Annotated in this window: 28 protein-coding genes; 3 read left to right on the forward strand and 25 right to left on the reverse strand. The window is 72.9% G+C overall.

The window, feature by feature from the left end; translation table 11 throughout:
• The first annotated feature begins 43 nt into the window (after positions 1-43).
• Positions 44-517: an Lrp/AsnC family transcriptional regulator gene (locus CLV56_RS02510; protein WP_039348789.1), complete on the forward strand. Its 474-nt coding sequence runs from the start codon at positions 44-46 to the stop codon at positions 515-517.
• An 84-nt stretch (positions 518-601) separates the two neighbouring features.
• Here CLV56_RS02510 and CLV56_RS02515 read toward each other — a convergent pair whose 3' ends face one another.
• From CLV56_RS02515 to CLV56_RS02570, 12 genes are all read right to left on the reverse strand, one after another.
• Complete coding sequence (locus CLV56_RS02515) at positions 602-1312, reverse strand: AMP-binding protein (RefSeq protein ID WP_039348786.1); 711 nt, start codon at positions 1310-1312, stop codon at positions 602-604.
• A 3-nt stretch (positions 1313-1315) separates the two neighbouring features.
• A complete protein-coding gene (locus tag CLV56_RS02520; protein ID WP_039348783.1) occupies positions 1316-2050 on the reverse strand; it encodes an enoyl-CoA hydratase in 735 nt (244 codons plus the stop codon).
• On the reverse strand, positions 2051-2956 hold the full coding sequence (locus tag CLV56_RS02525) for an HAD family hydrolase (RefSeq protein WP_100414342.1): 906 nt from the start codon (positions 2954-2956) through the stop codon (positions 2051-2053).
• A complete protein-coding gene (gene rlmN, locus CLV56_RS02530) occupies positions 2922-4052 on the reverse strand; it encodes a dual-specificity RNA methyltransferase RlmN (protein ID WP_039348781.1) in 1131 nt (376 codons plus the stop codon). The genes CLV56_RS02525 and rlmN overlap by 35 nt, the downstream gene beginning before the upstream one ends.
• 46 nt (positions 4053-4098) lie before the next feature.
• Positions 4099-5097: a zinc-binding metallopeptidase family protein gene (locus tag CLV56_RS02535; protein ID WP_039348778.1), complete on the reverse strand. Its 999-nt coding sequence runs from the start codon at positions 5095-5097 to the stop codon at positions 4099-4101.
• 11 nt (positions 5098-5108) lie between these two features.
• Entirely contained in the window at positions 5109-5951 is an 843-nt protein-coding gene (locus CLV56_RS02540) for a phosphatidate cytidylyltransferase (protein ID WP_039348775.1), read from the reverse strand.
• Positions 5951-6505 (reverse strand): ribosome recycling factor, encoded by a 555-nt coding sequence (frr, locus tag CLV56_RS02545; RefSeq protein ID WP_211288084.1) that lies wholly within the window; start codon positions 6503-6505, stop codon positions 5951-5953. Before frr ends, CLV56_RS02540 begins: the two co-directional genes overlap by 1 nt.
• Positions 6506-6553: 48 nt before the next feature.
• Positions 6554-7261, reverse strand: coding sequence for a UMP kinase (gene pyrH, locus CLV56_RS02550; RefSeq protein ID WP_039348769.1), 708 nt, complete (start codon positions 7259-7261; stop codon positions 6554-6556).
• An 84-nt stretch (positions 7262-7345) separates the two neighbouring features.
• Positions 7346-8881, reverse strand: a complete 1536-nt coding sequence (locus tag CLV56_RS02555; RefSeq protein WP_039348765.1) for an SLC13 family permease — start codon at positions 8879-8881, stop codon at positions 7346-7348.
• A 155-nt stretch (positions 8882-9036) separates the two neighbouring features.
• Positions 9037-9861: a translation elongation factor Ts gene (tsf, locus tag CLV56_RS02560; RefSeq protein ID WP_039348762.1), complete on the reverse strand. Its 825-nt coding sequence runs from the start codon at positions 9859-9861 to the stop codon at positions 9037-9039.
• A gap of 85 nt (positions 9862-9946) precedes the next feature.
• Positions 9947-10861: a 30S ribosomal protein S2 gene (gene rpsB, locus CLV56_RS02565; protein ID WP_039348759.1), complete on the reverse strand. Its 915-nt coding sequence runs from the start codon at positions 10859-10861 to the stop codon at positions 9947-9949.
• Between the two features lie 279 nt (positions 10862-11140).
• On the reverse strand, positions 11141-11668 hold the full coding sequence (locus tag CLV56_RS02570) for a CAP domain-containing protein (RefSeq protein ID WP_039348757.1): 528 nt from the start codon (positions 11666-11668) through the stop codon (positions 11141-11143).
• A 131-nt stretch (positions 11669-11799) separates the two neighbouring features.
• Between CLV56_RS02570 and CLV56_RS02575 the strand changes: the two genes are divergently transcribed.
• Entirely contained in the window at positions 11800-12720 is a 921-nt protein-coding gene (locus CLV56_RS02575; RefSeq protein ID WP_170224749.1) for a peptidoglycan DD-metalloendopeptidase family protein, read from the forward strand.
• A 32-nt stretch (positions 12721-12752) separates the two neighbouring features.
• Here the strand turns inward: CLV56_RS02575 and CLV56_RS02580 are convergent, their stop codons facing one another.
• The 13 genes from CLV56_RS02580 to rpsP form a co-directional block, all read right to left on the reverse strand.
• Entirely contained in the window at positions 12753-13694 is a 942-nt protein-coding gene (locus CLV56_RS02580; protein ID WP_039348754.1) for a tyrosine recombinase XerC, read from the reverse strand.
• Positions 13691-14869, reverse strand: a complete 1179-nt coding sequence (locus CLV56_RS02585; RefSeq protein ID WP_039348751.1) for a DNA-processing protein DprA — start codon at positions 14867-14869, stop codon at positions 13691-13693. Before CLV56_RS02585 ends, CLV56_RS02580 begins: the two co-directional genes overlap by 4 nt.
• Entirely contained in the window at positions 14866-16443 is a 1578-nt protein-coding gene (locus tag CLV56_RS02590; RefSeq protein ID WP_100414344.1) for a YifB family Mg chelatase-like AAA ATPase, read from the reverse strand. Before CLV56_RS02590 ends, CLV56_RS02585 begins: the two co-directional genes overlap by 4 nt.
• Entirely contained in the window at positions 16443-16811 is a 369-nt protein-coding gene (locus CLV56_RS02595; protein WP_039348749.1) for a YraN family protein, read from the reverse strand. Before CLV56_RS02595 ends, CLV56_RS02590 begins: the two co-directional genes overlap by 1 nt.
• Positions 16812-16910: 99 nt before the next feature.
• Complete coding sequence (locus CLV56_RS02600) at positions 16911-17219, reverse strand: DUF2469 domain-containing protein (protein ID WP_039348746.1); 309 nt, start codon at positions 17217-17219, stop codon at positions 16911-16913.
• Between the two features lie 57 nt (positions 17220-17276).
• Positions 17277-18104 (reverse strand): ribonuclease HII, encoded by an 828-nt coding sequence (locus CLV56_RS02605; RefSeq protein WP_245857547.1) that lies wholly within the window; start codon positions 18102-18104, stop codon positions 17277-17279.
• Between the two features lie 7 nt (positions 18105-18111).
• Positions 18112-18828 carry a signal peptidase I gene (gene lepB, locus CLV56_RS02610; RefSeq protein WP_039348744.1) on the reverse strand — a complete coding sequence of 239 codons (717 nt, stop codon included), beginning with the start codon at positions 18826-18828 and terminating at the stop codon, positions 18112-18114.
• 49 nt (positions 18829-18877) lie between these two features.
• On the reverse strand, positions 18878-19573 hold the full coding sequence (gene lepB / locus CLV56_RS02615) for a signal peptidase I (protein WP_245857549.1): 696 nt from the start codon (positions 19571-19573) through the stop codon (positions 18878-18880).
• A gap of 95 nt (positions 19574-19668) precedes the next feature.
• The gene (gene rplS / locus CLV56_RS02620; RefSeq protein ID WP_039349028.1) at positions 19669-20019 is read right to left on the reverse strand and encodes a 50S ribosomal protein L19; all 351 of its coding nucleotides are present in this window, start codon (positions 20017-20019) and stop codon (positions 19669-19671) included.
• A gap of 341 nt (positions 20020-20360) precedes the next feature.
• The gene (gene trmD / locus CLV56_RS02625; RefSeq protein ID WP_039348742.1) at positions 20361-21080 is read right to left on the reverse strand and encodes a tRNA (guanosine(37)-N1)-methyltransferase TrmD; all 720 of its coding nucleotides are present in this window, start codon (positions 21078-21080) and stop codon (positions 20361-20363) included.
• Complete coding sequence (gene rimM, locus CLV56_RS02630; RefSeq protein WP_039348739.1) at positions 21080-21619, reverse strand: ribosome maturation factor RimM; 540 nt, start codon at positions 21617-21619, stop codon at positions 21080-21082. Before rimM ends, trmD begins: the two co-directional genes overlap by 1 nt.
• A gap of 1 nt (position 21620) precedes the next feature.
• The gene (locus CLV56_RS02635; protein WP_039348736.1) at positions 21621-21863 is read right to left on the reverse strand and encodes an RNA-binding protein; all 243 of its coding nucleotides are present in this window, start codon (positions 21861-21863) and stop codon (positions 21621-21623) included.
• A gap of 8 nt (positions 21864-21871) precedes the next feature.
• On the reverse strand, positions 21872-22336 hold the full coding sequence (rpsP, locus tag CLV56_RS02640; RefSeq protein WP_039348734.1) for a 30S ribosomal protein S16: 465 nt from the start codon (positions 22334-22336) through the stop codon (positions 21872-21874).
• 196 nt (positions 22337-22532) lie between these two features.
• Here rpsP and CLV56_RS02645 point away from each other — a divergent pair, with 196 nt between their 5' ends.
• Positions 22533-22979 carry an HIT family protein gene (locus tag CLV56_RS02645; RefSeq protein WP_039348731.1) on the forward strand — a complete coding sequence of 149 codons (447 nt, stop codon included), beginning with the start codon at positions 22533-22535 and terminating at the stop codon, positions 22977-22979.
• Positions 22980-23021: the final 42 nt, after the last annotated feature.

Genomic DNA, 23021 nt, shown 5'->3' on the forward strand with positions numbered 1-23021 from the left:
TCCCCGGGTATCGGTGACCCCGACGCTCCGGCAGGATGGCTCCATGAACGAACGCAGACCCGTACCGACCACGGCGCTCGACGAGACCTCGAAGCGGATCATCGCCGAGCTCCAGGTCGACGGGCGCCGGTCGTACGCAGCGATCAGCAAGGCGGTCGGGCTCTCCGAGGCGGCCGTGCGCCAGCGCGTCCAGAGGCTGACCGACACCGGGGTGATCCAGATCGTCGCGGTCACCGACCCGCGCGAGGTCGGGTTCGCACGGCAGGCGATGGTCGGGATCACCGTCGACGGCGACCTCGAGGCGGCGGCCGAGCAGCTCGCGAAGATCGACGAGATCGACTACCTGGTGATCACCGCGGGGCGGTTCGACCTGCTCGCCGAGATCGTGTGCGAGAGCGACGACCAGCTGCTCGACCTGATCAGCGACCGGATCCGGTCCGTCCCGCAGGTGCGGACCACCGAGTCGTTCGTCTACCTCAACCTGCGCAAGCAGACCTACGCCTGGGGCGTGCACTGACCGTCCCGTCCCCGATTCGTCGAGTTCCGGACGGATCCGGACGTCTGATTCCGTCCGGAACTCGACGAATCGCGGACGCGGCGGTCAGGTGAGCGGGAGGGTGACCGACTCGCCCGCCACCAGGGTGGACCAGATGCGACCGAGCCGGGCAGCGGACGGGACCGGATGCGCACTCAGCGAGCCGTCGACGGCGTGCACGTGCAGCACGACCTGCTCGGCACCTCCGTCGAGCGCCACCGCGAGCGGCTGGTCGCCCGCCACGGGGTCGATGCCGGCGGGATCGCTCGCCCCGGCGCGCAGTCCGACGGCCCAGCCGATGTCGAGCCGCTCGTCGAGGACGGCCTCGTCGGGGTCGAGCACGAGCCGGGCCTGCTCGTCGTCGGGCACGTCCGCGAGCGCGGCGGCGACCTCGGCAAGGACCTCGGCGCTCGCCAGCGTCAGACGCGGCCGAGCCCGCCGTACGGCCTCGAGCGGCTCGTCCGCCGTCCACAGCACCGCACCGATCCGGGCCGCGGCGAGCGCGAGCAGCACCGTCTCCGCCCGCCAACCGGCCGCCGAGGCCACCGGGTCGCCGGCCCGGACGCCGAGCGCGCGCATCAGCCCCGCGAGCGATCCGACGTCCTCGACCAGCCGGGCGTACGACCAGGCGCTCGCGCCGTCCCGGAGGGCGAGGTCGTCGGCGCGGCCGGCGACGACGTGCCGGTCCGCTGCGTCGTAGGCGGCGTTGAGGCGACCGGTGGCCAGGTCTGCGCCTGAGGGGCGCGTGAACCAGGTGGGCTCGGAAGGCGCCGGCACCGCTCAGCGCCCCACGAAGACCGGTGGCCGCTTCTCGGTCCGCGCGATCGAGGCCTCCCGTACGTCCTCGCTGGACCAGCAGGCGTCCCACCCGGCCGCGATCCGCGCACCGGCATCGGCGTCGGCGTCGGCGGGCCGGCTGTTCAGGACGAGCTTGTTGTACGCGAGGGTGAGCGGCGCGAACCCGGCGATCTCCGTGGCCCACGCCAGCGCGGCGTCGAGGTCGCCGATCCGGTCGACCAGCCCGCGGACGTACGCCGTGTCCGCGTCGAGCATCTCGGCCCCCAGCATCATCGCCCGTGCGGTGCCCGTGCCGGCGACCGCGGCGAGCGTGCGGATCGTCCACGCGTCGACGGCCATGCCGTTGCGGGCGGTCGGGACGCCGAACCGCGCCGTCGGCGCCGCGACGCGCAGGTCGCAGGCCAGCGCGAGCTGCGTGCCGGCGCCGATCGCGGGGCCGTTCACCGCCGCGACCACGGGGATCCGCAGCTCGGTCAGGGTGCCCAGCATCCCGTACAGCGCCGCGATGAAGGTCTCGCCGTACACGCCGTCGAGGTCGGCTCCGGCGCAGAAGCTCGTCCCGGCACCGGTGACCACCAGCGCGCGGGTGCCGTCGGCGTCCGCGGCGAGCGCGGCCTCGCGCAGCGCGTCGCAGGTCGCGGCGTCGAGCGCGTTGCGCCGCTCCGGGCGGCGCAGCTCCACCACCGTCACGTCGTCGGTGCGGGTCACGTCGATCACTCAGGACTCCTGTCTGCTCGCCGGCGCCACGGCGCGGTCGCCGGCCCTCCCGGCCCTGCCGGCGATCCGGTCGAGGGCGATCCGGTCCAGGATGTCAGCAACCCCGTCCTGCTCGTTCGCCGCCACCACCTCGTGGACGGCCGCACGGACGTCCGGATGGGCGTTCGCGACCGCGAACGACCGCCCGGACCACCGAAGCATGGGGAGATCGTTCGGCATGTCCCCGACCGCCCAGACCTCGTGACGGTCCACGCCGCGCGCCGCGCACCACCGGGCGAGACCAGACGCCTTCGTGACGCCACGGGCGGTGATCTCCGCCAGGCCCACGGCTCCGGAGAAGCCCAGCTCGCCCGTGTCGCCGAGTGCCGCGGCGACCGCGTCGTGGAACGCGGCGGGGGCCAGGTCGGGAGCGACCGCGAGCAGCTTGCCGGCCGCCACGGACGCGACCGCGTCCCAGGTCTCGACCCGGTCGTCGGTCGGCAGCCGGCGCCGCCGTACGAAGGTCTCCTCCCGCACGAAGCCGTCGGCCCGCTCCACGGCGAACGCGATCCCGGGCACCGCCGCCCGCAGCCTGGCGGCGATCGCCGCGAGGTCCGCCGGGGCGATCGTGCCGACCTCGGTGACCGTACGGGACGCGACGTGGTACTCGAACGCACCGTTGGCACTCAGCGCGATCCCACCCGTCGCATCACCGACCACGTCGGCGAGGTGGTCGAGCCAGCGTGGTGGCCGGGCGGTCACGAAGACGGTCGGGACCCCGGCGCGCTGCGCCGCGGCGATCGCGTCACGAGTCCTCGGCGACAGCGTCCCGTCGGCGCGCAGCAGGGTCCCGTCCAGGTCGGTGGCGAGCACGGCGACCGGCGCCGCGGACTCAGCCCTCGACGGCGGCGAGCTGTCCGCAGGCACCGTCGATCTCCTGCCCACGGGTGTCACGCACGGTCGTCGGGATCCCCTTCGCCTCGAGCCTGCGCACGAACTCGCGCTCGTCGGCGGGGTCGGAGGCGGTCCAGATCGACCCCGGCGTCGGGTTCAGGGGGATCAGGTTGACGTGGACCCAGCCCCAGTCGCCGTACGAGCGCAGCAGGTCACCGAGCATGTCCGCGCGCCACGCCTGGTCGTTGATGTCGCGGATCATGGCGTACTCGATCGAGACCCGGCGCTTGGTCGTACGGGCGTACTCCCACGCCGCCTCGACCGCCTCGGCGACCTTGAAGCGGGTGTTGATCGGCACGAGCTCGTCCCGCAGCTCGTCGTCCGGCGCGTGCAACGACAGCGCCAGCGTCACGGGGATGCCCTCGGACGCGAGCTGGTTGATCCGCGGCACGAGCCCCACGGTGCTGACGGTGATGTTGCGGGCGGACATGCCGAGGCCCGCAGGCGATTCGTCGACCATCCGACGCACCGCGCCGATCACGGCCGGGTAGTTCGCCATCGGCTCGCCCATCCCCATGAAGACGACGTTCGACAGCCGGCCCGGTCCGCCGGGGATCTCACCGCGGTGCATGGCCCGGGCGCCGTCGACGACCTGCTCGATGATCTCGGCGGTCGACATGTTGCGCTGCAGACCGCCCTGGCCGGTCGCGCAGAACGGGCACGCCATCCCGCAGCCGGCCTGGCTGGAGACGCAGATCGTCGCGCGGTCGGGATAGCGCATCAGCACCGACTCGACCAGCGCGCCGTCGAAGAGCTTCCACAGCGTCTTGCGGGTCGTGCCGCGGTCGGCCTCCATCGTGCGGACCGGCTCGATCAGTCGGGGCATCAGCCCGTCGACCATCGCGTCGCGCACGTCGGCGGGGAGGTCGGACATGTCCGCGGGGTCGTCGACCAGACGGGTGAAGTAGTGCCGAGAGAGCTGCTTGGCGCGGAACCCGGGCAGGCCGAGACCCTCGACGGCATCGACCCGCGCGGCGAGATCGAGGTCGGCGAGGTGGCGCGGCGGCTTGCCCCTCCCCTTGGGCTGCTCGAAGACCAGCGGGAGCGGGTTCGGGTTCACCTTCGACATAACCGTCCCAGTGTCGCATCCGCGACCAACCGGCACCGCACAGCGCTCACGGCGTCCCGCGGAGGCGACCCACGCGGGACGCGGACCCGGTCGCGGCGACGATCTCGCCGACGAGCGCGAGCTTGTCGAGCACCGTCGGCGCGAGCACGAACGGGTAGAGGTCCTGCTGACCCATGCTGCGGTTCACCTGGTTCAAGGCGTACGACAGCGGGAGCCAGACCGCGCTGATCAGGCTGGCGAAGTCGAGCGTGGCCGCGTCGACCGACACCGCCAGGCCGAACGCGCCGGCGGTCTGGACCGTGTCGTGGACGTGCAGGACGTGCGCGAAGCACTCGGCGAAGTCCTCGTACGGGTGCATCGTGGCGTACTGGCTCACGTACGCGTCCTGCCAGCCCTGCGGAGCACCCTCGGCGTAGTGCCGGTCGAGCGCCTCGGCGTACGAGGCGGTGTCGTCGCCGAACAGGTCGCGCACCCGCCCCCGCCAGCTGCTGTGCTCGTCGAGCACGAGGACCATCTCGTAGTAGTGGCCGATCTCGTGACGCAGGTGCCCGAGCATCGTGCGGTACGGCTCGTCGAGCTCGATCCGCAGCCGCTCGCGGTACGCGTCGTCGGACTCGGCGAGGTCGATCGTCACGACACCGTCGGCGTGGCCCGTCGTCACCGGGGTGTCACGCGACGACAGCAGGTCGAAGGCTAGCCCGCGGTCGGGGTCCTGCTCGCGCGTGACGATCGGCAGCCCCAGCTCGTCGAGCTCGAAGACGAGACGCCGCTTCGCCTGCTCGGCGAGCGCGTACCGGCCGAGCCCGACGGCGTTGTCGTCGTCCGGGCGGGTCCGGGTCAGCGCGCAGCTGCCGCACTGCTCCCCCGGCGCCTCGACGATCCACGTGCAGCCGTTCAGCCGGGCGTTCACGCAGACGGCGTCGTCGCCGAGCACCCGGACCCGGCGCTCCGCACGGGAGAACCCGACCGGTGAGCCGCAGCCGAGGCACACCGAGTTCTCGAAGTACAGGGTGCTCGAGCACACCGTGCACCGGAACGACCGCACCGCCGCCGTCCTCAGGCGACCGGGACGAGGAAGTGCAGCACGAGCCAGCAGACCGGAGCGACCGCGAGCAGCGAGTCCAGGCGGTCCATCAGTCCGCCGTGGCCCGGGAGCAGGTCGCTCATGTCCTTGATGCCGACGTCACGCTTGACCATCGACTCCGACAGGTCGCCCAGCGTCGCCATCGCGACCGCCGCGAGCCCCAGCACCACGCCGGCCCACCACGGGCCGTCGAGCAGGAGCACCACGCAGGCGACACCCGCGAGCACACAGCCGACCACCGATCCGCCGAAGCCCTCCCAGGACTTCTTCGGGCTGATCGTCGGGGCCATCGGGTGCTTGCCGAGCTTGTAGCCGGCGGCGTAGCCGAAGATGTCGGACGCGATCGTCACGACCACGAAGGTGACGATCCGGGCCGGCCCGTCGTCCTCGGCCACCATCAGGACCACGAAGGATCCGAGGACCGGGATGTAGGCGAAGGTGAAGATCCCGGCGCTGACGTCGCGCACCCAGCCGTCGGCGCCGTCGGGCATGCGGTACACGAAGGTGCCGAGTACGGTCAGTGCGGCACCGACAGCGATCGCCTCCGGTCCTGCGACGTACGTCGCGGCGAGGGTCGCGAGGCCGCCGGCCATCACCGGCGGGAGCGGCACCCGCGCCCCGGCCTTGCGCAGGGCGCCCGACAGCTCCCAGACGGCCACGCCGCCGGCGACGAGCACGACGCCGACGAACAGCACCTTGACGAACAGGAGGGACGCGACGACCGCGGCGCCGAGGGCGACGCCCACGCCGATCGCGGCAGGCAGGTTGCGCCCGCCGCGCTGTCGGGGCGCCGCGGGGACGTCGGGTGAGCTCATCAGACCTCGATGAGCTCCTGCTCCTTGTTGCGCAGGAGCTCGTCGATGTGGTCGACGTGCTTCTTGGTGAGGCCGTCGAGGCGCTTCTCCCCACCGGTCACGTCGTCCTCGCTGATGTCGCCGTCCTTCTGGGCGGCCTCCATCGCCTGCTTGGCGCCGCGGCGGACGTTGCGGACCGCGACGCGGCCCTCCTCCGCCTTGGACTTCGCCAGCTTGATGTACTCCTTGCGGCGCTCCTCGGTGAGCTGCGGGAGCGTGATCCGCAGGATCTTGCCGTCGTCGGTCGGGTTCACCCCGAGGTCGGACTCGCGGATCGCCTTCTCGATCGCGCTCTTCGCGCCGAGGTCGTACGGGCTGACGATGACCACCCGCGGCTCGGGGATCTGGAACCCGGCGAGCTGCTGGATCGGCGTCGGCGTGCCGTAGTAGTCGGCCGTGATCTTGGCGAACATCGCCGGGTGCGCACGCCCGGTCCGGATCGCCGCGAACTCCTCGCGCGCGTGCTCGACGGCCTTGTTCATCTTGGCGTCGGCGTCGCGCAGTGTCTCGTCAATCACCCTCGGGGCTCCTTCGTGTGCTCGTACCGCGTCTGCGGCTCGGGGTCAGTCTGCGTGCACCAGCGTGCCGATCTTCTCACCCCGGAGCACCGCGGCGATGTTGCCCTCACCCTCGATGCCGAAGACGGTCATCGGGAGCTTGTTCTCCATCAGCAGGGCGAACGCGGTCGCGTCGGCGACCCGCAGGCCCTGGCGGAGCGCCTCGGCGTAGGTGATCGAGTCGATCTTGGTCGCGGTCGGGTCCTGGTGCGGGTCGGCGGTGTAGACCCCGTCGACGCCGTTCTTGCCCATCAGCACGGTGTCGGCCCGGATCTCCAGGGCGCGCTGCGCGGCGACGGTGTCGGTCGAGAAGTACGGCATCCCCGCGCCCGCACCGAAGATCACGACGCGGCCCTTCTCCAGGTGCCGGATCGCGCGCCGCGGGATGTACGGCTCGGCCACCTGACCCATCGTGATCGCGGTCTGGACCCTGGTCTCGATCTCGAGCTTCTCGAGGAAGTCCTGGAGCGCCAGGCAGTTCATCACGATGCCCAGCATGCCCATGTAGTCGGCGCGGGCGCGGTCCATGCCCCGCTGCTGGAGCTCGGCGCCGCGGAAGAAGTTGCCGCCGCCGATCACGATCGCCACCTCGACCCCGGCTCGGACGCCGTCGACGATCTGGTGGGCGATGGCGTTCACGACGTCGGGGTCGACGCCGAGATGGCCGCCGCCGAACGCCTCGCCCGAGATCTTGAGGAGGACCCGTCGTGACATGGGGACGAGCCTATCCGATCGCCCACCGGCCGCCGGACGGCGGGAGCACGGGCTCGGCTGCGGCGCGGCCCCGCCAGGACGGCGTCAGTACGCGATCCCGAACACCCACACCGCGAGCGTCATCGTCACGGTCGTGATGAGCACGACCCCGATCAGGTTGAGCCAGATCCCGCCCCGGATCATCTGGCTGATCGTGACGTACCCCGAGCCGAACGCGATCGCGTTCGGAGGCGTCGCCACCGGCAGCATGAACGCGCACGTGGCCGCGAGCGCGACCGGGATCGCCAGCAGGAGCGGATCGAGGTCCAGGCCGAGCGCCACGCCGCCCGCGACCGGCAGGAAGGTCGCTGCGGTCGCCGTGTTGCTCGTGAGCTCGGTCAGCAGCAGGACCCCGGCGGCGACGATGACGACGAGCAGGACGACCGGGACGCCGTCGAGACCCCCGGCCTGCTCGCCGATCCACTCGGTGAGTCCGCTCGAGGTGAACTGCGCCGAGAGCGCCAGGCCGCCGCCGAAGAGCAGCAGGACGCCCCACGGGAGCTTGACCGCCGCGTCCCAGTCGAGCAGGCGTACGCCGCGGGCCGCTCCGGCGGGCAGGAGGAAGAGGAGGACGGCGATCCCGACCGCGATTCCCGCGTCGCTGATCGGAGGCTCGTCGAAGACGAGTGGAAGGGTCACCCAGCTCGCTGCGGCGAGCACGAAGACGGCGAGCACGCGCCACTCGCCCTGCGACGTGGGCCCGAGCTTGTCCAGCTCGGCACCGAGCATCTCGCGTCCGCCCGGGATGTCGTCGATCTCCGGCTTGAAGAGGACCTTGACCAGCATCCACCAGCAGATGACCAGGAACACGACCGCGAGCGGCAGGCCGACCAGCATCCACTGCCCGAAGCCGATCTCGACGTCGTACTCGCTGTCCATGTAGCCGACCAGGAGCGTGTTCGGCGGCGTCCCGATGATCGTCGCGAGCGATCCCACCGAGGCGGCGTAGGCGATGCCCAGCATGAGCGCGGTCCCGAAGTTGGAGCGGATCACCGCCTCCTTCACCTCGCCGTCGTCCTCCGCCCCGATGTCGGTGACCAGCACGAGGACGGAGACACCGATCGGGAGCATCATCACGGCCGTCGCGGTGTTCGACACCCACATGCTGATGAAGCCGGTCGCGACCATGAACCCCGCGACCACCATCGGCGGGTTCGTCCCCATCGCCCGCACGGTGAGGAGGGCGATCCGGCGGTGGAGGTTCCAGCGCTGCATCGCCAGAGCGAGCATGAAGCCGCCCATGAACAGGAAGATGATGTTGTTGCCGTACGACGCCCCGACGTCGTCGACCGTGACGTCGTCGACGAGGACGGGGAAGATCAGCAGCGGCAGGAGCGCCGTCGCCGGGATCGGGATCGCCTCGGTCATCCACCAGGCCGCCATCAGCGTGGCGGTGGCCGCGGTGATCCTCGCCGCGACGGCGAGGTCTCCAGGGAGCACCGCGTACACCAGGAGCGCGAGCGCGACCCCTGCGACGACGCCGCCCCACCGGATCCGGTTCCTGCGCACCGGCACCTCCGCCGCCTGCGCTCCCGGCGACTCGTCCCGGCCGTGTCCCCGATCGAAGACGTCCGTGCTCATCTGCCCTCCTGTGACCGTGGTCACCCCACACCGTAGAGGCCGCCAGACGTGGGCACAGGTCGCCACGCACGCGAACGGCCCCCGCAGGAATCCCTGCGGGGGCCGTTCGTCGGGCCATCGGCCCGGGCGACGACCGGATCGGCCGTCGCGTCGACTCAGGCGCCGATCTCGATGTGCGCGAACCGCGTCACCTTGAGCCCGGCCTCGTCGAGAACCTGGCTGACCGACTTCTTCTGCTCGGTCACCGACGGCTGGTCGAGCAGCACGGTGTCCTTGAAGAAGGCGTTGACCTTGCCCTCGACGATCTTCGGGATCGCCTGCTCCGGCTTGCCGTCCTCGCGGGCGGCCGCCTCGGCGATCTCGCGCTCCTTGGCCACGACGTCGGCCGGGACCTCGTCGCGGGTGAGGTAGCGCGGGCGCATCGCGGCGACCTGCATGGCCACGCCGCGCGCGACCTCCTCGTCCTCGCCGTGGAACTCGATCAGCACGCCGACGGCCGGCGGCAGGTCGCTGGCCCGCCGGTGGAGGTAGGTGGCCGTGCGGCCCTCGCCGGACAGGACGGCCACCCGGCCGAGCTCGAGCTTCTCGCCGATGATCGCGGCGAGCGAGCCGATCTTGTCGGCCACGGTCGTGCCGTCGCCGCTGTCGGTGGCCGCGAACTCCTCGGCCGTCGCCGGCCTGGTGGAGTCGGCGAGCGCGGCGAGCTCCTCGGCCAGCGCGATGAACTGGTCGTTCTTCGCGACGAAGTCGGTCTCGGCGTTCAGCTCGATGATCGCGTCACCGGAGGCCGCCACCAGACCGGCGGTGGCCTCGCGCTCGGCGCCGCGCTTCTCGGCCTTCGCCGCACCGTGCACGCGCAGGATCTCGACGGCCTTGTCGTAGTCGCCCTCGGCCTCGGTGAGCGCCTTCTTCGCGTCCATCATCCCCGCGCCGGTCGCGTCGCGGAGCTTCTTCACCTCTGCTGCAGAGATGTTCGCCATCGTCTCGTCTCTTCTCGTCGTGTCGTTCGTGATCGCTCAGCGTTCGTGGCCGCGTCAGCGACCGTGCGGTGTTGACCGGTGACGCTCAGGCGTCAGCGGGCTTGCCCTCGGCGAGGTTCTCCTCGGCCTGGGCGGTCTCCTCGGCGACCTCGGCCGGGGTGTCGTCGGCCGACGCCGACTCCTGGACCTCGGCCTGCGCAGCCTCCGTGGTGACCGGGTCGGTGCCCTCGGCGAGCTCGCGCTCCCACTCGGCCAGCGGCTCGCCGGCGGCGACCTGGTCGGTCTGGGCCGCGGCGTCCTCCTTGCCGGCGCCGCGCTCGATCAGGCCCTCGCCCACGGCGTCGGCGACGACGCGGGTGAGCAGGGTGACGGAGCGGATCGCGTCGTCGTTGCCCGGGATCGGGTACTCGACGTCGTCGGGGTCGCAGTTGGTGTCGAGGATCGCGACGACCGGGATGCCCAGCTTCTTCGCCTCGTCGACGGCCAGGTGCTCCTTCTTGGTGTCGATCACCCACACCGCCGACGGGGTCCGGGTCATGCCGCGGATGCCGCCGAGCGAGCGCTCGAGCTTGTCGTGCTCGCGCTTGAGGCCGAGCAGCTCCTTCTTGGTGCGGCCCGAGCCGGCGACGTCGTCGAAGTCGACCTCGTCGAGCTCCTTGAGACGCTTGATCCGCTCGTTGACGGTCGAGAAGTTGGTGAGCATGCCGCCCAGCCAGCGGTGGTTCACGTACGGCATGCCGACGCGGGTCGCCTGCTCGGAGATGGCCTCCTGCGCCTGGCGCTTCGTGCCGACGAACAGGATCGTGCCGCCGCGGGCGACGGTGGTCTTCACGAAGTCGTACGCGCGGTCGATGTACGCGAGCGACTGCTGCAGGTCGATGATGTAGATGCCGTTGCGCTCGGTCAGGATGAAGCGCTTCATCTTCGGGTTCCAGCGGCGGGTCTGGTGTCCGAAGTGGACACCGCTCTCGAGCAGCTGGCGCATGGTCACGACGGCCATGGCGTTCCTCCTTGTGCAGGGCGCGGACGCCCGTCCTGGTTGTCGTGCCGACACCGGTCGTCGGCACCCTGGCGCCCGTACGTGGCCCGCCCCGTCGAGACGGGGACCAGGACCGCGCATCCGGAGAACCGGCGGTCGGGCGCGCGAAGTCACCTCGGCGGACCGAGGTGCTCGGACCAGTCTAGGGCACGCCGTGAAACCAGCGAAATCCTCGTGGCCCGACGCCGCCGGCCGCCCGGTCCGGACCGGGCGAGCGACGGCCTCGAGCCCGCGGCGGCGTCAGCGCGGCTGGCCGAAGACCTGCGCGACCCAGACCGTTCCCGACGCGTCGCGGGCCATCCCGACGCCGATCCGGCGGTAGCGCCGCTGGAGGATGTTCGCGCGGTGGCCCGGCGACGCCATCCACGCGCGGACCACCCGGCGCGGCCAGACGTAGCCGTACGCGATGTTCTCGCCCACCATCCAGGCGTTGCAGCGGTCGAGGACCGGTCGGAGGTTCTGGTGGGTGAGCCGCCCGTTCCGTGCGATCCGGTTCGCCGAGCGCTGCGCGAACCGGTCCAGGCACGCCGACCGTCTCAGACCCCGCAGTCCTCGGTTCGTGCGCTTGCGGTTCGTGTGCCGGACCACACGACGTTCGTAGACCCCCGGTCTGAGTCCCCGGCGTGCGGCGGCCAGGGCGCCCGGCGTGCTGCCGGGCACGCCGGCGGAGGCCGCACGTCCGGCGGGCGACGCGGTGGTCGTCGCGGTCGCGGCCGGCGCGACCAGCAATGATGCCGCCAGGGCGGCGATGGTGACGATGATGCGCATGGAGTTCCCCCGTTCAGCACGGGCGGAGGAAAGGTCCGGTCGTCGTCCCCAGGCCCCCCGACCCGGTCTGCTCGTCCCCAGATTCCCTTGTGCGGCCAGGCTAGCCGCGATCCACGATGTTGCATGGCGAGGTGACCCGGACCCGCGCCCTGCTCCTCCTCGCCCTCGCTCTCACCGTCGCCGCGCTCCCCGCCTCCGGCTCCGCCGCGTACGCGGCGTGGGACTGGCCGGTCGACGGAGGCGAGGTCGCCGCCGGGTACCTCCCGCCGACGAGCCCGTACGGGCCGGGACACCGTGGCCTCGACGTCGCGGCACCGACCGGCTCCGTGGTCCGGGCGGTCGCGGCGGGCACGGTGACGTTCGCCGGGCGGGTGGCGGGGGTCGGGGCCGTCACGGTCGACCACGGTGGACGCCGGTCGACGTACCAGCCGGTCGTGGCGGTCGTCCGGTCCGGCGCGGAGGTCTCCCGAGGCGAGCCCCTCGGCCGGCTGAGCCCGGTCGGGAGCCACTGCGGCCCGAGGGCCTGCTTGCACCTCGGCCGGATCGAGGCGGACGGCTACGCCGATCCGCTGGCGCTGCTGTCCCCCCAGGCGCAGGTGCGGCTGTTCCCGCCGCACGGTCCCGCCCCGGTGCCGCCGGAGCCGGAGCGCGTCGTGCCCAGCGGCGATCTTCTGATGCCGGTCGACGCGCCGGTCACGTCCCGTTTCGGGATGCGGGTCCACCCGGTGACCGGGGTCCACAAGCTCCACGACGGGACGGACTTCGGGGCCTCCTGCGGTACGCCGGTGCGCGCCGCGGACGCCGGGACCGTGTCGTCCGTGGGGTCGGTGCCGGGCTACGGCAACCGCGTCCGCATCGAGCACGGTGGCGCGACGGCGACGACCTACAACCACCTCGCCTCCTTCGCCGTGGGGGCCGGCGAGCCCGTCGCGCAGGGGCAGACGGTCGGTGCGGTCGGCTCGACCGGACTGTCGACGGGGTGCCACCTGCACCTCAGCGTGCTCCTCGGCGGGCAGCCGGTCGATCCCGAGCCGTTGCTGACCGCTCCCTGAGCCGTCCGCGCCAGAACGCGTGCCGACCCGGCTCAGGCCCGTGGGTGAGCCAGGCGATAGGCAGCCCGGAGGCGCTCGGAGCTCACGTGGGTGTAGACCTGCGTGGTCGCCAGGGACGCGTGCCCGAGCAGCTCCTGGACCGAGCGCAGGTCCGCCCCGCCCTCGAGCAGGTGCGTCGCGGCGGTGTGACGCAGACCGTGGGGCCCCAGGTCGGGCGCACCGTCGACGTCTTCGAGCCGGGCGTGCACGGTCCGGCGGACGGTCCGCGGGTCGATCCGGCCACCGCGGCGGCCCACGAACACCGCGGGCCCGCCGTGGACGGCCAGGTCGGGACGGCACGCGAGCCACCGGTCCAGCGCGTGCGCAGCCGGAGCGCCGAACGGCACCGACCGCTCCTTGGCGCCCTTGCCGAGCACCCGGACGACCCCCCGCTGCCGGTCGAGGTCGTCGACGTCCAGCGAGCACAGCTCCGCGACGCGGATCCCGGTGGCGTACAGCAGCTCGAGGATCGCCAGGTCGCGCACCGCGACCGCGCGAGCAGCCGGGTCGCCACCGGTCTCCTCGTCCTCGCAGCGCCGGGCGGCCGCGTCGAGCAGGGCACGCACGTCACCGTCCTTGAGGACGCCCGGGAGCTCCCGATGGCGGCGTGGGCTCGCGAGGTGCGCGCCGGGATCCGCGTCCGCGCGGCCGGTGCGCACCATCCAGGCGGTGAACCGTCGTACGGCGGCCGCGCGCCGCGCCAGCGTGCTGCGGGACCGCCCGCGGACCTGCTGGGCGGCGAGGAAGCTGCGCAGATCCGCGAGCCCGAGCGCCCCCGGGTCGGTGACCCGGCGGGCGACGGCGTGCGCGGCCAGCTGGTCGAGATCACCGCGGTAGGCACGGACGGTGTGGTCGCTCAGCCCGCGCTCGGCCGCGAGGTGTCGTTCGTAGGCCTCGAGCGCATCGGCCCACGCGACCGGGTGGTCTCCGCTCACTCCCTGAGTGTCGGGCGACCGTCCGCCGGCTCCAAGTCGGCGCGCCGGACCAGCCGCCACCCGCGCTCGGTGCGCGCGACCAGGCCCGCGGCGGCGAGGGACCGGAGCGTCGCCTCGACGTCGTCGGGGCGACGCCCGATCTCGTCGGCCAGCCGGGGGCCGCTGATCCCGCCCGCAGCCGGCACCTCCTCCAGGACCTGCCGGGCGCGCGGCGCCAGCGCATCCCACCAGGTCGACGCCGCGCGGCTGCCGGGCGTCCGCGCCAGCCCGTCCGCGAGCAGGCCGCCGTGGTCCTCCAGGACGTCGGCCGCGCTCGCGGCCAGCACCGCCCGGCCGTCGCGGATCGCCTGGTGGACCCCGCTCGACGAGCGGTTGGTCACGGGCCCGGGCACCGCGTGCACGAGACGGCCGAGCTCCGCGGCCCAGCCCAGGGTGTTGAGGGCGCCGCTGCGGACGGCGGCCTCCACGACGACCGTCCCGGCTCCGAGCGCGGCGATCAGCCGGTTGCGTGTCAGGAACCGTGCCCGGGTCGGGGCCGAGCCCGGCGGCTGCTCGCTCACGACCGCCCCGACCTCCGAGAGGCGGGTGAGCAGACCGGCGTGCGCACGGGGGTAGTCGACGTCGGCGCCGCACGCGAGCACGGCCAGGGTCGGTCCGCCGACCGCGAGCGCACCGCGGTGTGCCGCACCGTCGATCCCGAGCGCCGCTCCGCTGAGGACGCACCGACCCGACTCGGCGAGGTCGGCCGCGAGATCGGCGGCCACGTCGCAGCCGTAGGCGGTGGCGTCGCGGGACCCGACCACGGCGACCCCGCCGTCCGCGGCCAGGTCGCGGCGACCGCGCATCCACAGCCCGAGCGGGCGTCCCGCCACGCCCGCGTGGACTCCGACGTGATCGAGGTCGTCGAGCGGCGCCGGCCAGTCGGCGTCGCCCGGGCACACCCAGCGCAGGCGCGCGTCACGCGCACGCGCCAGCGTGCTCGCGACCCGCGCCTCCAACGAGCGCGCTCGTGCTCGCCACGGCTCCGGGATGCCTGGGTCGCCGGCGCGGACGGCCTCGAGCACCGCGCCCGGCTCCCGGTCGACCAAGGCTGCCGCCAGTCGGGGATCTCCGGCCTCCACGACCAGCGAGAGCGCCATCCGGTCGCGGCGAGCCGACCGGTCGGCGCCGCTCACCGCAGCACCTCCGCGAGGAACGTCTCCGTCAGCCCGGCATCGTCGCGGAGCCGCCACGCGGCCTCGACGTCGTCGTCGCAGGGCCGGTCGTGGCCGAGCAGGTCCGCGACGGTCCAGGCCACCCGCACCACGCGATCGACGCTGCGCGCATTCGCCCGGCCCCTCCGGACCCGCGACGTCAGGGCCTCCTCCGCGTCGGGGACCAGCCCGTGCTCGCGAAGGACGGCTCCGGGGACCCCGGCGTTCGCACGCTGTCCGTGCTCGCCCCAGCGTCGGTGCTGGCGGGCCCGGGCCTCAGCGACCAACGCCTGAGCCCGCTCGGTCGTGCCCCGTTGCGTGACCCCGCCGCCCGGCCGGTGCTGGGCCGAGGGCGACCGGAGGGTCAACCGCAGGTCGATCCGGTCGCGCACCGGGGCCGAGATCCGCTCCCCGTAGCGACGGCGCGCCACGGGGAGGCACGAGCACGCCTCGCCGACCTCGGCTCGTTCCCCGCAGCCGCAGGGGTTGGCGGCGAGCACGAGCTGGAACTGCGCCGGGAAGGTCGCGGTCTGGGCCGCACGCGAGATCGTCACGCGCCCGCTCTCCAGCGGCTGACGCAGCGCGTCGAGCACGTCGCGCCGGAACTCCGGCGCCTCGTCCATGAAGAGGACGCCGTGATGTGCCAGGCTCATCGCACCCGGTCGGATGCCGCGGCTGCCCCCGCCGACGAGCGCGACCGCGGACGCGGTGTGGTGCGGGTCGACGAACGGCGGCCGCCGAAGCAGCGGCGCGTCGGCCGACACGAGGCCCGCGACCGAGTGGACGGCCGCTGTCTCCATCGCCTGCTGGTGGTCCAGGTCGGGCAGCAGCCCGGGCAGCCGGTGGGCGAGCATCGTCTTGCCGACGCCGGGCGGGCCGGTCAGCATCAGGTGGTGGCCCCCGGCGGCGGCGACCACCAGTGCGGCCCGACCGGGGTCCTGCCCGACGACGTCGGCGAGGTCCAGGGCTTCCAACCGGTCGGCGTCGCCGAACGGGACGGCGATCGCGGACATCTCGACGACGGGCGGCTCGGAAGGCTCCGGCTCGCCCCGCAGCAGTGCAGCGGCATGGCACAACGACCGGACGCCGACCACCCTGGCACCCGGGACGAGGGCTGCCTCGGCGGCGTTCGCCTCGGGGACGAGCACGGCCTCGCAGCCCGCGGCGACCGCGGCGACCGTCGCCGGGAGCACCCCGGCCACGGCGCGCAGCCGCCCGTCGAGGGCGAGCTCGCCCAGCACCGCGGCGCGCGCGAGCCGGTCCTGGGGCACGTACGCCTGGCTCGCCAGCACGGCCAGCGCGATCCCCAGGTCGAACGACGCGCCCGACTTCGGCAGGTCGGCCGGCGAGAGGTTGATGGTGACCTTGCGGTCGGGCCAGGGCAGCCGGCTGTTCGCGACCGCCGCCCGGCAGCGGTCACGGGACTCGGCCAGCGACGTGTCGGGCAGGCCGACGAGGACGGTGCGCGGCAGACCCGCGCTGACGTCGACCTCGATCTCGACCATCCGGCCCTGCATCCCGGACAGGGCCACCGACCGCGTCCTCCCGACGCCCATCAGCCGACCCCCTCGAGGTGGGTCAGCGTCGGCGCCCCGCGGCGCGGCACCTGGACCGCGACCACGTCGATCCGGACCTCACCGGGGTGCCAGCCGGTCTCGTCGAGCAGGCGCCCGAGAAGCCGGCGCAGCCGTGCGGCCTTGTTGTCGGTGACCGCCTCGAGAGCCGACCCGTACGCCTCGCCGCGCCGGGTCTTGACCTCGCAGACCACGAGCGTCGCCCCGTCCCGGGCGACCACGTCGACCTCTCCCTCGCGGACCCGCCAGTTGCGTAGCAGGATCTCCATCCCCTGACCCCGCAGGTACGCCACGGCGAGGTCCTCGCCGTACGTCCCCAGTGCGCGCCGCTGCTCGTACGTCGAACCCATCCGCACCACCTCCACGCCCACCGTGGTGCGAGGAGCCGACCGGCCCCGTGCACGGCTGCCGGCTGGGGAGGACGGTGGGCTGGGGAGGCCGAACGGACGTCAGGCCTTGGGCGGCTCGAAGTCGCTGGTCGCCAGCTCCTCGACGTTGACGTCCTTGAACGTCAGCACCTTGACGTTCTTCGCGAAGCGGGCGGGCCGGTAGACGTCCCAGACCCACGCGTCGGTCATCGTGACCTCGAAGTAGGCGTCGCCGGACTCGGAGCGGACCTTCACGTCGACGGAGTTGCACAGATAGAAGCGCCGGTCGGTCTCGACGACGTAGGTGAAGATGCCGACGACGTCGCGGTACTCGCGGTACAGCGCGAGCTCCATCTCCGCCTCGTAGCGCTCGAGGTCCTCCGCGCTCATCGCCCTCCCTCGTCGTTCTCGGCCCGGGTGTGGCGATCGTACTCCCCGGGCGGGCCCTCAGCAGCGGTCGTCGACCAGGTCCTCGCCCGGCTCCGTCGACGGGTCGTACGCGGCCGTGCCGAGCCCGGGATCGAGCACGACCCGGCTCTGGCCGGCCGCCTCCTCCGACGACACGGGCTCCCAGGCGGCATCCGGGCCCCCTCCGGTCCCGTCCTCCTCACCGCACCCCGGCAGCCGCCACGACCGACGGTGGTGCACCGTCGGCCCGGACGCCCGCAGGGCCGCGAGGTGCTCCGGGGCGGCGTAGCCCTTGTTCTCCGCCCAGCCGTACTCCGGGTGCTCGGAGGCCAGCTCGAGCATGATGGTGTCACGGGCCTGCTTCGCGAGGATGCTCGCCGCGGCCACGGCCGAGCACCGCAGGTCCGCCTTGATCATCGTCACGACCGGGGGGACCCGGTCGACCTCGGCCGGCGGCCCGAACAGCGCCGCCTGCTCGGGCACCGTCAGGTAGTCGTGGTTGCCGTCGAGCAGGACGGTGTCGGGCTCGACGCTGAGCCGCGCCAGCGCACGGTGACCGGCGAGGCGGAGCGCGGCGATGATGCCGTAGCGGTCGATCTCGTCGGGACCGGCGTGACCCACGCCCCACGAGGGGGCCCACCGCTGGATCCGCGGGACCAGCGCCTCGCGCGCCTGGGCGGTCAGCAGCTTGCTGTCGCGCACCCCTTGCGGCGCGGTCCGCGTCGTCTCGGTCACCAGCACCGCTCCGACCGTGACCGGACCGCAGAGCGCTCCCCGCCCTACCTCGTCGGTGCAGGCGAGCGCGCTGACGCCGCCGCGCAGCAGACTGCGCTCGATCCGCAGGGACGGTGCGGCAGCCGGGCTCACCGCGGCCTCACTCGGGCGTGCCGACGTCGGCGAACGGCTCGGAGTCGGAGCCCGCGGAGCCGGTCCGGTCCCACGGCCAGACGATCACCCACGCCTTGCCCAGCACGTCGTCGACCGGCACGAAGCCGCCCCCTGGCTCCCCCATGTGCGCACGCGAGTCCTGGGAGTTGTTGCGGTTGTCGCCCATCAGCCAGACCCGGCCCTCGGGCACGCGGATGTCGAACGGCTGGGCTGCGGTCGCCGCGGGGTTCGCGACGTAGGGCTCGTCGATCGCGACGCCGTTGATCACCAGCTGCCCGTCGGTGTTGCAGCATCGCACGCGGTCGCCGCCGACGCCGATCACCCGCTTCACCAGGTGCCCGCCGGTCGGGTACAGGCCGAAGACGGACAGCACCCTCTGCACGGGGCCCAGCGGCTCCTCGGCCCCCGGGCCGAGCCAGCCCCCCGGGTCGTCGAACACGACGACGTCGCCACGCTGCGGCTCGCCCGTCCAGTACGAGACCTTCTGGACCAGGATCCTGTCGTTGACCTGCAGCGTCTGCTCCATCGAGCCCGACGGGATGTAGAACGCCTGGACGAAGAACGTCTTGACGACGATCGCAAGGACCAGCGCGAGCACGGCGAGCAGGATCGTCTCCTGCCACAACGGCAGCGGTTTGCGTCCCCGACGGCCGCCGGACGACGGCTCGTGACGGGTCTCTGCCGAGGTGTCGTTGGCGTGCACCCCGCCAGCCTAACCTGCCCACGCCTGCGCCCGGAGGCGGTCGAGCACCCTAGTCCAGGCTGTCGAAGACCTCGGGATCCTCCAGCACCGCGCGGTCGTCCCAGGGCCACACCACGAACGCCACCTTGCCCACCACCATGTCGACCGGGACGAAACCGTCGCCCGGCTCGGAGGCGTGGGCGCGCGAGTCCGCCGAGTTCGCGCGGTTGTCCCCCATCACCCACAGATAGCCCTCGGGCACCGTGACGTCGAACGGGGAGCGTGCGGTCGCCTCGGGATCCAGGACGTAGTCCTCCTCGATCGGCAGCCCGTTGATCTCGATCCGGCCCTGGGTGTCGCAGCACTGGACGCGGTCGCCGCCGACCCCGATCACGCGCTTCACCAGGTGGCCGCCGGACGGATAGAGGCCAGCGGTGGCGAGGAGGCGCTGCGCGGTGTTGGGGCGGGCAGCCTCCTCGGTGCGCAGCCAGCCGCCGGGATCACGGAACACCACGACCTCGCCGCGGTGCGGGTCGCGTCCCCAGTACGAGACCTTCTGGACGACGATCCGGTCCTGGATCCCGTCGTCGTGACCGGTCAGGGTCGGCTCCATCGACTCGGACGGGACGTAGAAGGTCTGGAGGAACAGCGCCTTCACCGCGACGGACAGGAGCACGGCCACCAGCACGAGGACTCCCGCCTCGACCCACAGCGGGGTCGGCCGCGAGCCCCACCACGGCCAGGGCCAGCGCACAGACGTACGCACCGGGCGGCCGTCACGGCCTGCCCGGTGCGTACCTGGTCGATCCTCGGCGCCGGCAGCGCCGTCGGTCTCCATGAGCGTTCCTCCAGACGAGGCGCTCAGACCTCGCGCTTCTCCTTGATCTTCGCGGCCTTGCCGCGGAGGTTGCGCAGGTAGTAGAGCTTGGCGCGCCGCACGTCACCGCGGGTCACGACCTCGATCTGCTCGACGACCGGGGTGTGCAGCGGGAACGTGCGCTCGACACCGACCCCGAAGCTCACCTTGCGGACGGTGAAGGTCCGCCCGACGCCCGAGCCCTGCAGGCGCAGGCAGACGCCCTGGAACACCTGGACGCGGGAGCGGTTGCCCTCGACCACGCGCACGTGCACCTTCAGGGTGTCTCCGGCGCGGAACTCGGGGACGTCGTCACGCAGGGACTGGCTGGCGACGGCATCGACAACGTTGGTCATCTCGACTTCTTCCTCGTCGGTGCCACAGGTCACCCACGGACTCGTACGTCTGGTCTCGGTGTGCGGCGCCTGGCCCGGGACACGGGCGAACGAGGACTCCATCACCCCTGTGGCAGCTGAGTCCGGCACCGACCTCCCAGTCTGCCACATGCCTGGGAACGCAACGAAATCGAGGGGTCGCGACGGGGCACGCGCGCCGGGGCCGGGATCGACTCGGAGCCACCCCCGTCGGCCCCGAGCCGACCCCGGAACCGGCCCCTCGGTCCGCACAGGGTAGGCCATGCAGGCGTGGACGCGGCAAGCGTGATGCAGGAATGCGTCGTCAGCGCGGTGCGGCGAGGTCAGTCGCCGGAGCCCGGTTCGTCGGCGAGCAGGTCCGGGCGGCGCTCGGCGGTGCGACGCTCCGCCTGCTCGCGGCGCCAGGCAGCGATCCTGCCGTGGTCGCCCGACAGCAGGACGTCCGGCACGTCGTGCCCACGCCACGACGCCGGCTTGGTGTAGACGGGGTACTCGAGCAGGCCGTCGCCGCCGTGGGACTCCTCGGCGAGCGACTCCGGATTGCCCATGAAGCCCGGGAGCAGACGGATCACGGCCTCGATCACGGCGAGCGCTGCGACCTCACCGCCGTTCAGGACGAAGTCGCCGAGCGAGATCTCCTCGACGGGCATGCGCTCGGCGGCCCAGTCGACGACGCGCTGGTCGATCCCCTCGTACCGGCCGCAGGCCATCACCAGCCACGGCTCGGCGGCGAGCCGGTGCGCGTCGGCCTGGCGGAACGGGTGCCCCGACGGGGTCGGCACGATCAGACGCGGGCGTACGGCGGGCTCGGGCGGCGACGCGAGGATCGCGTCCAGCGCCTCGCCCCACGGCTCCGGCCGCATCACCATCCCCGCTCCACCGCCGGAGGGTGTGTCGTCGACCGTGCGGTGGCGGTCGTGGGTGTGCTCGCGCAGGTCGTGCGTGCGGAGGTCGACCAGGCCGCGCTCCTGCGCCTTGCCCGGCAGCGAGAGCCCGAGCGGTGCGAGATAGTCGGGAAAGATGGTGACGACGTCGATCCGCATCAGGACTCCGGCCCGGCGCTCTGAGCGGCATCGGGGTCCAGCAGACCGGGGACCTCGGCCACCTCGGCCGTGCCGGCGTCGAGGTCGACCTCGACGAGAGCGGCCACGAACGGGACGAGCACCTCGGTCTCCTCCGACGTCGTGACGGCCAGCATGTCCTGGGCCGGGAGGTGCAGCACCTGCCGGACGGTGCCGCGCTCGCGACCGCCGGAGACGACCGTGAGCCCGACCAGCTGGTGGTCGTAGAACTCCTCGGGGTCGTCGGGGCGCTCGCTCGCGTCGACCTCGGCGACCACCCGGCCACCGCGCAGCAGCTCCGCCGCCGTGCGGTCGGTGATCCCCTCGAAGGTGACGAGCAGGCGCCCGGCGTGGGCGCGCGACGCACCGACGACGAGCTCGCGCGGTGCGCCCTCGCGCGGACGCAGAACGACCGACGAGCCCGGGGCGAAGCGCCGCTCGGGCTCGTCGGTCGTCAGGTCGATGCTGACCTCGCCGCGGATGCCGTGCGCGCGGCCGATCCGGCCGACGACGACCTCCACGTCAGCGCCGGCGGTCGACGTCGACGAAGTCGATCCGCGCGCCGCCCTTCCCGGCGACGGCCCCGGCGACGGTGCGGATCGCGGTGGCCGTGCGGCCGCCGCGACCGATCACCTTGCCGAGGTCCTCGGGGTTGACGCGGACCTCGTACAGCAGCCCGCGCCGCAGCTGCTTGGCCCGGACGTCGACGTCGTCGGGGTGGTCGACGATGCCGCCGACGAGGTGCTCGATGACTTCGGCCACCATCACGGCGCTCAGGCCTCCGCGGCCTCGGTCTCGGCCTCGTCGGCCTTGTCCGCCTTGGCCTCGGCCTTGTCGGCCTTCGCCTCGGCCTTGTCGGCCTTCTTCGACGAGGTCACGGCCTCGGCGACCGGCTCGGCGTGGACGGCCTTGAGGGCCTCGTTGAAGACCTCGGCCTTGTCGCGCTTGGCGGCCGGCGTCTTCAGCGTCGACTCGGCCTTCTCGCCACGAGCGGCCTGGAGGTCGCCGGTGAGCTTGAGCAGCGCGGTGACGGCCTCGCTCGGCTGCGCACCGACTCCGAGCCAGTACTGGGCGCGCTCGGAGTTGATGTTGACCGTCGACGGGTCGGTCTTGGGGTTGTACGTCCCGATCTCCTCGATCACGCGACCGTCGCGCTTGGTGCGCGAGTCGGCGACGACGACACGGTAGAACGGGGTGCGGATCTTGCCCATCCGCTTCAGGCGAATCTTGACTGCCACGGGTGTGGTGTCTCCTCAGAAAACGTGAGTGGGTGGTCCAGCGCACGGAGTGGGGTTTCGCGAGCACCTGACCGATGGATCCGGACGCGCGCGAATGAGAGGGTTCACGCGCGAGACGGAATCGACCATCCATTCTGCCAGACGGTCCGAGGCGGCTCCAACTCCGGCCCGTCCGACGTACGGCAGACTGAGCCGCATGAGCACGCTCTTCACCAAGATCATCGACGGCGAGATCCCCGGACGCTTCCTCTGGGCCGATGACCGGGCGGTCGCGTTCCTCACGATCGGCCCGATCCGACCGGGGCACGCACTGGTGGTCCCCCGCCAGGAGGTGGACCACTGGCTCGACGCCGACGACGACCTGCTCGCGCACCTGACGCAGGTGGCGAAGCGGATCGGCTCCGCGCAGCAGGCGGCCTTCGCCCCGCCGCGGATCGGGCTCATGGTGGCGGGGTTCGAGGTCCCGCACCTGCACGTGCACGTGTGGCCGGTCCACGACCTCGGCGACTTCAGCTTCGAGCGCGTGGAGCAGGATCCGGACCCCGCTCGTCTCGACGCCGACGCCGCGGCGATCCGCGAGGCTCTCGTGACCCAGGGGGACGGCGCGCACGTCCCTCCTGACGTGTCCAGCGCCGCGCGCTGAGCCGCGCCCGACGGCTGGCGCGGACCGGCCGGCGTCGTCCTC

The sequence above is a fragment of the Mumia flava genome (genome assembly GCF_002797495.1).
Taxonomy (GTDB): Bacteria; Actinomycetota; Actinomycetes; order Propionibacteriales; family Nocardioidaceae; genus Mumia; species Mumia flava.